General features: G+C 73.4%; 9 protein-coding genes. 5 read left to right on the forward strand and 4 right to left on the reverse strand.

Annotation, left to right across the window (positions count from 1 at the left end):
* The first annotated feature begins 97 nt into the window (after nucleotides 1–97).
* Nucleotides 98–1,063: an LLM class F420-dependent oxidoreductase gene (locus MPTA5024_RS20065; RefSeq protein WP_036325680.1), complete on the forward strand. Its 966-nt coding sequence runs from the start codon at nucleotides 98–100 to the stop codon at nucleotides 1,061–1,063.
* A gap of 4 nt (nucleotides 1,064–1,067) precedes the next feature.
* Here MPTA5024_RS20065 and MPTA5024_RS20070 read toward each other — a convergent pair whose 3' ends face one another.
* Entirely contained in the window at nucleotides 1,068–1,844 is a 777-nt protein-coding gene (locus MPTA5024_RS20070) for an aminotransferase class IV family protein (protein WP_198167240.1), read from the reverse strand.
* Nucleotides 1,845–1,975: 131 nt separating this feature from the next.
* Here MPTA5024_RS20070 and MPTA5024_RS20075 point away from each other — a divergent pair, with 131 nt between their 5' ends.
* A complete protein-coding gene (locus tag MPTA5024_RS20075) occupies nucleotides 1,976–2,680 on the forward strand; it encodes a dienelactone hydrolase family protein (protein ID WP_157099571.1) in 705 nt (234 codons plus the stop codon).
* A gap of 168 nt (nucleotides 2,681–2,848) precedes the next feature.
* Here the strand turns inward: MPTA5024_RS20075 and MPTA5024_RS20080 are convergent, their stop codons facing one another.
* Nucleotides 2,849–3,868 carry a sulfite exporter TauE/SafE family protein gene (locus MPTA5024_RS20080; RefSeq protein WP_051458380.1) on the reverse strand — a complete coding sequence of 340 codons (1,020 nt, stop codon included), beginning with the start codon at nucleotides 3,866–3,868 and terminating at the stop codon, nucleotides 2,849–2,851.
* A 203-nt stretch (nucleotides 3,869–4,071) separates the two neighbouring features.
* Between MPTA5024_RS20080 and MPTA5024_RS20085 the strand changes: the two genes are divergently transcribed.
* Nucleotides 4,072–4,980: an ROK family protein gene (locus MPTA5024_RS20085; protein ID WP_036325687.1), complete on the forward strand. Its 909-nt coding sequence runs from the start codon at nucleotides 4,072–4,074 to the stop codon at nucleotides 4,978–4,980.
* 104 nt (nucleotides 4,981–5,084) lie between these two features.
* Here the strand turns inward: MPTA5024_RS20085 and metE are convergent, their stop codons facing one another.
* Nucleotides 5,085–7,322 (reverse strand): 5-methyltetrahydropteroyltriglutamate--homocysteine S-methyltransferase, encoded by a 2,238-nt coding sequence (gene metE / locus MPTA5024_RS20090; RefSeq protein WP_036325689.1) that lies wholly within the window; start codon nucleotides 7,320–7,322, stop codon nucleotides 5,085–5,087.
* Between the two features lie 125 nt (nucleotides 7,323–7,447).
* Nucleotides 7,448–7,825 (reverse strand): ArsR/SmtB family transcription factor, encoded by a 378-nt coding sequence (locus MPTA5024_RS20095; RefSeq protein ID WP_084369882.1) that lies wholly within the window; start codon nucleotides 7,823–7,825, stop codon nucleotides 7,448–7,450.
* Nucleotides 7,826–8,090: 265 nt separating this feature from the next.
* Here MPTA5024_RS20095 and MPTA5024_RS20100 point away from each other — a divergent pair, with 265 nt between their 5' ends.
* Nucleotides 8,091–8,969: an SDR family NAD(P)-dependent oxidoreductase gene (locus MPTA5024_RS20100; RefSeq protein ID WP_051458381.1), complete on the forward strand. Its 879-nt coding sequence runs from the start codon at nucleotides 8,091–8,093 to the stop codon at nucleotides 8,967–8,969.
* A 133-nt stretch (nucleotides 8,970–9,102) separates the two neighbouring features.
* Nucleotides 9,103–9,501: helix-turn-helix domain-containing protein (locus tag MPTA5024_RS42370; RefSeq protein WP_198167241.1), on the forward strand; the 399-nt coding region annotated here is incomplete at its 3' end.

Consider the following 9,501-nt stretch of genomic DNA (forward strand, 5'->3'; position numbering starts at 1 on the left):
CCAGGACGCCGCCGGGCCCGCCCGCCGTACGACCGGCGGGTGAAAGACAGAGGCGGGCGGCAGGGAGACCCGGGAATCCATGGGTAGGGGTCGCGGTATGGCTGAGATCGGATACACCCTCATGTGCGAGCAGACGCCCGCGAGGCAGCTGGTGGACGACGCCGTGACGGCGGAGCGGGTGGGCTTCGACTACGCCGTCATCTCCGACCACTACTTCCCGTGGCTGGAGGAGATGGGCCACTCGCCCTACGCCTGGTCGATCCTCGGGGCGGTGGCCCAGGCGACCGAGCACCTGCCGATGATGACGTACGTGACCTGCCCCATCATGCGCTACCACCCGGCCGTCGTGGCGCAGAAGGCCGCCACGATGGGCGTGCTGAGCGAGGGCCGGTTCACCCTCGGCCTGGGCGCGGGGGAGAACCTCAACGAGCACGTCGTCGGCCACGGCTGGCCGCCCGTGAACACGCGGCACGAGATGTTCCGGGAGGCCATCGAGATCATCAAGGAGCTGTTCCAGGGCGGCTACCGGAACTACCGGGGCGAGTACTTCGACATCGACTCCGCCCGGCTGTTCGACCTGCCGGAACGGCCGGTGCCTATCGCCGTCGCGGCCTCCGGCGACCAGTCGGCCGACGTCGCGGCCGAGTTGGGCGACGGGCTGGTGTCGGTCGACCCGGACGCCTCGCTGGTGCAGAAGTTCGGGGCCTCCGGCGGGGAGGGCAAACCGGTGTACGGCCAGCTCGCGATCTCCTACGACCAGGACAGGGACGCCGCCGTCGATCGGGCGCACCGCCTGTGGCGCTGGTCGGTGGCCGGCTGGAAGGTGATGGCGGAGCTGCCCGCCCCGGTCAACTTCGCGGCGGGCGCCGAGACCGTGCGGCCCGAGGACGTGGCCGAGAAGGTGCCGTGCGGGGCGGACGTGGACGCCGTCGTCGAGGCGGTCAGGAAGTACACCGACGCCGGGTTCACCCACGTCGCCCTCGTGCAGATCGGGCACGAGCACCAGCGCGAGTTCTTCGAGTGGTCCGAGAAGGAGCTCCTGCCCGCCCTGCGGCAGCTCTAGGGGGTCAGATCACGTCCCAGGGGACGGACTCGTACGTCTCGACAGCCGTCTTCACGAACTCCTCGTCCACCGGCAGCCGCATGTCGTCGATGCGCTCCACCGGCGCGACCCCGTGGGAGTTGGTCACGATGACGGACCGGTACGCGGGCACGTCCGCCAGCCGCACCGGTCCGCGCCGCGACCCGATCCCCGCGGAGGGAAGCCGGGGCTCCAGCAGCTGCATGGTGATCCCGTGCAGGCAGGGGGCGTCGGGCCAGACGACCGAGGCGCCGTCGAAGAAGCCGATGTTGGTGATGCCGCCCTCCGCGACGGTCCCGTCCGGCGCGGTGAGCAGCGCGTCGTCGAACCCCTCCCGCGCGGCGAGGAGGCCGTAGTAGGTCTGCCCGAACCCGCCGAGGTGCTTGATGTGGGCCGCCGGCCGCTGGTACGGCACGGACTTCAGGCTCTGCGCCCGGGACGGCGGGGGTGCGGGCGGCCGCACGGTCACGAGGAGTGTCGCCGCTTCGGCGCCCTCGGGCCAGTGGACGACCACCCGGACCGACGCGTCGCGCACGTCGTCTCCGAGGGCGTGCCGGATGCGCGCGCGGACCAGGTCGCCGTCGAGACCGGCGCCGAACAGCTCGCGGGTGGACGCGTCCAGCCGGGCCAGGTGCAGGTCGAGGCCACGGGTACGGCCGTCCCTGACCTGCATGGCCGTGAAGTGCCCGTAGTTCGACAGCGCGGGATGGACGAGCGTGTCGGCCGTGGGGGGACGACCGTCGATCTCGATGCGGAAGACCACGATCTCCACCGTAAAACCCGGCGGCGCGGACGGCCGCACCGGGTGAGAGGATCACGGGCGGCACGAGCCGGGGACCCGTTCCAGGTCGCCCAGGCACCCGTACGGCCCGGCCGACGACGGAAGGACCCACGATGCCCACACGCACTCAGCCCGTGACCGTGCAGGACGGCGAGTTCGACCTGCACCTGTGGATCCCCGCCCGCGGCCACGGCCCCGGGCTGCTGCTCCTGCAGGAGATCCACGGCGTGGGGGACTACATCCGGGCGGTCGCCGAGGACCTGGCCGGGCTCGGCTACGTCGTCGGCGCCCCCGACCTGTTCTGGCGGCTGGAGCGGAACTGGACGGCCGACCACGGCGAGGAGGGGCTGTCGCGGGCGCTGGCGATGGGCGGCCGCTTCGACGTGGCCACCGGCGTGGACGACAGCGCCGCCGCATTCGAGACCCTCGCCTCGCTGCCCGAGGTGGCCGGCGGCACCGGCGTCGTCGGCTTCTGCCTGGGCGGCTCGCTGGCCTACGTCCTGGCCGCGCGGACCACCCCGTCCGTCGTGCTGTCGTTCTACGGCTCCGCCGTGCCCGACTCCCTCGACCTCCTGGACCGGATCACCAGCCCCGTCCAGTTCCACTTCGGGGGACGGGACGAGTTCATCCCGCGGGAGAAGGTGGCCGCCGTGGAACGCGCCGTGGCGGGCCGTCCGGGGATGGAGATCCACGTGCAGGAGTCCGCCGGGCACGCCTTCCACAACTTCAAGTCGGCCCGCTTCCACGACGCCGAGGCCGCACGTACGGCCTGGCCCCTGGCGACCGGCTTCCTCGCCCGCCACCTCCCGGCCGCCTGACGGCCGAAGCGGAGCAGCGCAGCTCACGGGCGCGTGGGAGGGACGCGGCGTAGGTCACGGGCGCGTGGGAGGGACGCGGCGTAGGTCACGGGCGCGTGGGAGGGACCCTGCGGGCTACTCGGCGTCCGGGAGGGCGGGCTATCCGGCGCGCGGAAGGGGAGCGGCGGGCTACTCGGCGCGCTGGAGCGCCGACCGGTCGCCGCCGTCCGCCGGGCGGCCGTCGTCATTTCCCGGGCTCGCGGTTCGTCTCGCCTCCCGCCAGGGCAGCGCCGGCAGTCCGCAGCGCACCCGCAGGACCGTCCAGACGGCGGGGGCGGTCAGCAGGACGGCGCCGAGCACCCAGACGGTCGCCGTGGTGCCGACGCCGAACATCTTCAACGCCGAGGCCAGCAGCACGAACGCGAGCGCGCGGCGGATCAGGCCGCCCGGCGCCCGGGACGAGATGCGCGAGCCCAGGTAGACGCCGGGGATCGAGCCGGCCAGCAGGGCCGCGGTGACCGACAGCTCGAAGTCGCCGAACAGCAGGTGGCCCAGGGCGGCCGACATCACGAGCGGCACGGCCTGGACCAGATCGGTCCCCACGAGCTGGTTGGCCTTGAGGGCGGGATAGAGGGCCAGCAGGGCGACGATGATCAGTGAGCCCGAGCCTACCGAGGTCATGCCGACGACGAGGCCGCCCGCGGCGCCGACGGCGGCCGTCGCCAGCGGCCGTACGGTCACGGCGGGCAGGTCCGTGGCGGCGGGCTCGCCCGGCGCTGCCGTCCGGCGGCCGGTCTCCGGGGTGCGGCCCTCCGCCCTGTCGCGCATCGCCAGGTAGCCGCGCACGGCGAGGCCCCCGGCCGCGATCAGCAGGGCGACCCCCATGCCGGTCTGCACGACGGTCTGGACGCCGTCGCCGTCCCCGAGGGCACGGGCGAGGAGCACTCCGCAGAACGCCGACGGGACCGACCCGGCGCACAGCCACTTCACGAGCCGCAGGTCGACCGTCCCCCTGCGCAGGTGGACGAGGCTCCCGACCGGCTTCATCACGGCGGCGGCCACCAGGTCGCTGGAGACCGCCGTCAGCGGGGGGACGCCGAAGAACGTGACGAGCATCGGCGTCATCAGGGCGCCGCCGCCCATGCCGGTCAGCCCGACGACGACGGCGACCAGGAAGGAGCCGATCGCCATGGTGAAGTCGAAGTGCATCCCTTTACCCTACCTAACCCATCGGAATTACGGATACCCCTCGGTGGCGGTCGGCAGGGTGGAGGAGGACACTGTTGACATCGTTGTCATCGGCGACGTACGTTCCCGTGCCCATCCGGTGCGCGGGCGGCGAGCCGTACCCCGGCGAGAGGAGCACGTGTGAGGACCTGCCGTGACCTGGAGGCCGTGGACGGGGTGGGCGTGTGACCGTCCTCGCCGTGGACATCGGCGGCACGAAGTTCGCCGCCGCGGCCGTCACCCCCGACGGGGAGATCCTCGTCCGCGCCGAGGTGCCGCTGCGCGGCCCGGACTCCGCGGACGCCGTCCTGGCCGAGGTCGTCGCCCGGGTGACCGCCGGGGTGCCCGAGGCCCGGATCGGCGGCGTCGGAATCGGCTCCGCCGGGCCGCTCGACCCGGTGAAGGGCACGGTGAGCCCGGTCAACATCCCGTCGTGGCGGGACTTCCCGCTCGTGGACGCGCTCACGCGGATGCTGCCCGGACGGCCCGTACGGCTCGCCGGGGACGCCCAGTGCATGGCGCTCGGGGAGTGGTGGCGGGGTCTCCCGGAGCGGGAGCGTCCCCGGACGCTGCTCGGCATGGTCGTCTCCACGGGCGTGGGCGGCGGCTTCGTGATCGACGGCGTGCCGTACGTGGGGCCGACCGGCAACGCCGGACACATCGGGCACATCACCGTCGACCCCGGCGGCGACGACTGCCCCTGCGGAGGCGTCGGCTGCGTCGAACTCCTCGCCAGCGGCCCCAGCATGGTGCGATGGGCCGCCGCCAACGGCTGGACCGGCCCGGACGCCCGGGCGCTCGCCGCGGACGCCGCCGCCGGGCATCCCGTGGCGCTGGCCGCCTTCCGGCGCGCCGCCGACGCCCTCGCGACGGCCATCCTCACCGCGTCCGCCCTCGTGGACCTCGACCACGTCGTCATCGGCGGGGGCGTGGCCGCCGCCGGCCCGACCCTCTTCGACCCGCTCCGCGAGGCGGTCGCCCGCAACGCCGGCATGGGTTTCCTGCGCCGCCTGCGGGTGGACCGCACCTCCCTGGACCGCGACGCCGGCCTGTTCGGCGCCGCGGCCCTCGTGCTGCTCGGCCCCCAGGCGTAGCCCGCCACGGCCACCCGGCGCCGGGATCCCGGCGCCGGGCCTGGGCTGCCCGGCCGGGCGCCCGGTGTCTCCCCGGGGCGCGGCGAGCCTGCGGGCCGAGCTTGTCAGCCGGCGCCGAGTTCCTCGCGGAGGTGGCGGGCGGCGCGCACCACGTTGGCGAGCGCCGCCTCCACCTGGTCGTACGTCCGGGTCTTCAGGCCGCAGTCGGGGTTGACCCAGACCCGGCCCGCGGGCAGCGCCCGGGCCGCGGCCCGCAGCGACTCCTCGACCTCCTCCGCACCGGGCACGCGCGGCGAATGGATGTCGTAGACCCCGGCCCCGAGCCCCCGGCCGAAGCGGCGGACGGCGGGCTCGCCGAGGATCCGGCCGCCCGACCGGGCCGACTCGATGCTGGTGACGTCGGCGTCCAGCGCGTCGATCGCGGCGAGGATCTCGTCGGCGTCCGAGTAGCACAGATGGGTGTGGAGCTGCGTGCGGTCGCCGGCGCCCGAGGTGGCCCTGCGGTAGGCGTCCACGGCCCAGCGCAGGTACGCGTCCTGGTCACGCCGCCGCAACGGCATGAGCTCGCGCAGCGCCGGCTCGTCCACTTGGATGACCGACACGCCCGCCGCCTCCAGGTCGCGCACCTCGTCGCGTACGGCGTCCGCCACCTGGACCACGACGTCGCGCAGCGGCAGGTCGTCGCGGGCGAACGACCACGCGACGATGGTCACCGGGCCGGTCAGCATGCCCTTGACCGGTCTGCTCGTGAGCGACTGCGCGTACCGGGTCCACCGGACCGTGATCGGCTCCCGCCGCCGCACGTCGCCGTACAGGATCGGCGGGCGGGTGCAGCGGGAGCCGTACGACTGGACCCAGCCGTGGCGGGTGACGGCGAACCCGTCGAGGTGCTCGGCGAAGTACTGCACCATGTCGTTGCGCTCGGGCTCGCCGTGGACGAGCACGTCGAGGCCGAGCCGTTCCTGGAGGGCGACGACCCGTTCGATCTCGGCGCGGACCAGGCTCTCGTACGCGGCCTCGTCCAGCTCGCCCGCCGCCACCGCCGCCCGGGCCCGCCGCAGCTCGCCCGTCTGGGGGAAGGAGCCGATCGTGGTGACCGGGAGGATCGGCAGCCGAAGGTGCGCCGCCTGCGCCGCCGCCCGCACCTCGTACGGGCTGCGGGCCGAGGCCGGCGGCATGCACGGGTCGGCGGTGGCGGGATCGGCGGCGACAGGACCGTCGGTGGTGTACGGAGTCCGTGCGGCCGGGGTCGCGGCGAGCAGACCGGCCAGCTCCACCACCTCGGCGGCCTTCTGCTCGGCGAACGCCAGGCGCCGCCGCAGCGCCGGGTCGAGGTCCTCCTCCCGTTCCACGTCGTACGGCACGTGCAGCAGCGAGCACGACGTGCCGACGACCACCTGGGCGGCGTGCTCCCGGACGGCGAGCAGCGTGGCGAGGGCGCGCTCCCGGTCGGTGCGCCAGACGTCCCGCCCGGACACGACCCCCGCGACGACCGTCTTGCCCGCCAGCGCCTCCAGGCCCCGGGTGCCGCCGCGCACCAGGTCCACCCCGACGGCCTCGACCGGCGTGGCCGCCAGCACGGGCAGCGCCTCGCCCAGGGGGCCGAAGTACGACGCCACGAACAGCGCGGGCCGCTCCGTCAGCGAACCGAGCCGTCCGTACGCGGACCTCACTGCGGCGAGCTCGGCCTCCGTACGGTCGGCCACGAGGGCGGGCTCGTCCAGCTGGACCCAGCCGACGCCTTCGGCCGCGAGGACGCCCAGCAGCGACGCGTAGACCTCCACCGCCTCGTCGAGCCGGTCGAGGGGCGCGAACCCGGGCGGCGCGTCCGCCGCGGCCTCGGCCAGCAGCAGGAACGTCACCGGCCCGACCAGCACGGGACGCGTCTCCAGGCCCAGCGCGCGCGCCTGGCGGATCTCGCCGAGGATCTTGCCCGGTGCGAGCTGGAACCGGACGTCCGGCCCTATCTCGGGCACGATGTAATGGTAGTTCGTGTCGAACCACTTGGTCATGCGCAGCGGCGGGGTCGCGTCGGTGCCGCGAGCCATGGCGAAGTACGCGTCCTGCTCGGTGACGGCCTGGTAGCGGGCGGGGACGGCGCCGAGCATCACGGCGGTGTCGAGCACGTGGTCGTAATAGGAGAAGGTGTTCGACGGGAGCGCGCCGAGCCCCAGTGCGTGCAGGCGTCGCCAGGCCTGCTCCCGCAGGGCGGCCCCGGTGCGCTCCAGGTCCTGCCATGTGGAGTGGCCGTCCCAGTACGACTCCAGGGCCCGCTTGAGCTCCCGGTCCGGACCGATCCTCGGATACCCGAGCACGGTCGATGCGGGAAAGGACGATGTCATGCCGGCTCCTCGTTCGCCAGATCAACGGGACGCCACGCATCCTCCCCGCGCCGTACCTGACAGAGCCGGATCCATTCACCCCCCTTATGGATCACTTCGACTGAGGCCGCCCGGCCGGACGATGGTCAATCCGATCTTTCGGTCTCCTGCGGCTGGCGCGCCCACTCGGCGATCACCTCGCGCCCGTGGGTGATGGCGAGGTCGAGCAGGCCGGGGAAGCGAGCGTCGAGGTCGTCTCGGCGTAGCCGGTTCAGGCGCCGGGTTCCCTGGTCTCGCTGATGTATCACTCCGGCCTCTCGGAGGATCTTGAAATGAGCGCTCTGGGTGGACTTGCTCACCGGCGTGGTGATGGTCCCGCACGCCAGCTCGCCATCGGGTCCGGCCTCTGCCAGGCGAGCGACCACACCGAGGCGCACCGGATCGCTCAGCGCCCCCATGACGCGAGAAAAGACCAGCTCCTCTCGATCGGGATGCACAAGATCGGTCGCTGTTCGGCTTGCCACATGGTCATGGTAGCCCAACATGTTCGCACAGTCCGAACATGTGTTATGTTCTGGCTATCCGAACATGTGACGGCTAGGGGGCTGCTGTTGCCCAGCCGCCTGCATGCCGCCGCCGGGGGCGGTCGCCTATCCGGTGGCCGGCGGGTCGGGTTACTGATCCCGATTCGCGGCATGCCAGGCAGCGGCCGTAGCCGGCGCCTAGCTGACGTTTTCCCGGGCTCCGACCAGAAGTGAAAACGGGCCCGCACAATGCCGAGGAGCGCACATGACCCAGACTGAAACACCGCTGCCCATTGACATCACCGACCGGTCTGGCGTGATCACCGGGGCGGGGAGTGGGATCGGCCGCGTGCTGGCCGAACGGTTCGGCCGGAGCGGCGCCCGGTTGCTGCTGGTGGGGCGCCGCGAGCAGGCGTTGCGGGAGACCGCCTCGGCGGTGGTGCGGGCCGGCGGCGCAGCCGAAGTGCTGGCCGCCGACATCACCGACGAGGGGGCCGAGGAGAAGGTCGCCGACACTGCGCGCACGGTGCTGGGCAAGGTCGATTTGTTGATCAACAATGCCGGCAACGTGCGCGCGGGCCGGCTGGAAGAGTGCGATGTAGCGGATGTGCGGGCGATGGTGGGTCTCAACTTGACCGCGCCGATCCTGCTCACGCGCGCCTTGCTGCCCGATCTGCGCGCGGCCGCCCAATCCGAGCGCTCCGCCGACGTGGACGGCCTCGGCCGGCGGCGCGACAGCGTCGTGCTGGGTATCGCCAGCGGCATGGCACTGCTCCCGCTGCCCTTTTACGCGACCTATGCGGCGACCAAGGCGGGCCTGGCCGCGTTCGGTCACGCGCTGCGCCGGGAGCTTCAGGGCGCCGGCGTGCACGTCGCCACCTGGTATCCCGGAGCCACAGCCACGGCGATGATGGACAGCTCGGCCGCGGGGGAGGACCTGGGTTTCGGCCGCCGCCCGGTCGAAGAGGTGGTGACCGACCTGCTCGACGCGCTTGGCCGCGGCGAGCACGAGATCAACACCAGCCTGTCGACCCGCCGAGCCATGCAGCGGCTGCACGTCAGTGACCCGCTCGCCGTCGACGCCGCGCTCGGGCCCCAGCTGTCTCAGCTCGAATCCGCTGTGCGCAACCACCGCAGCATCTGACCCGCGAACAGAAGCACGGCACCGCGCGGCTGGCCGCAGAGGTAGCCCCACTGGCAGGGGCTCGACCGGATGTGCCGCACGTCGGGCACCTGCTCGCCTGACGGGATTCATTGGCGTCGCTTATAACTGGGGGATGGAAGCGGGACCGGCGGTGCGCGACGTGGGGTGCTTCGCCGCCGTCGCGCGGCATCTGAGCTTCTCGCGCGCCGCCGCCGAGCTGGGCCTGTCGCAGCCCGCCGTGAGCCAGGCCGTCGGCCGTCTCGAACGGTCGCTGGGCCTGCGCCTGTTCGACCGGACCAGCCGGGACGTCCGGCTGTCGAGGGCGGGGACGGAGTTGCTGCCCCACGCGGAGGCCCTGCTGGCCGGCGCGGCCGCGTTCTCGGCGGAGGCGGCGCGGCTGGCGGCGGGGCCGCGGGCGGCGGTGAGCCTCGTCTACGCGCCGACGGCCGGGCCGCTCGTGGCCCGCGTGGCCCGGCGCCTGGCCCGCCGCTCGCCCGCCATCGACGTGGCGCTGCGCCCGGCCGGCCGGGGC

The organism is Microbispora sp. ATCC PTA-5024, assembly GCF_000511135.2.
GTDB classification, from domain to species: Bacteria; Actinomycetota; Actinomycetes; order Streptosporangiales; family Streptosporangiaceae; genus Microbispora; species Microbispora corallina.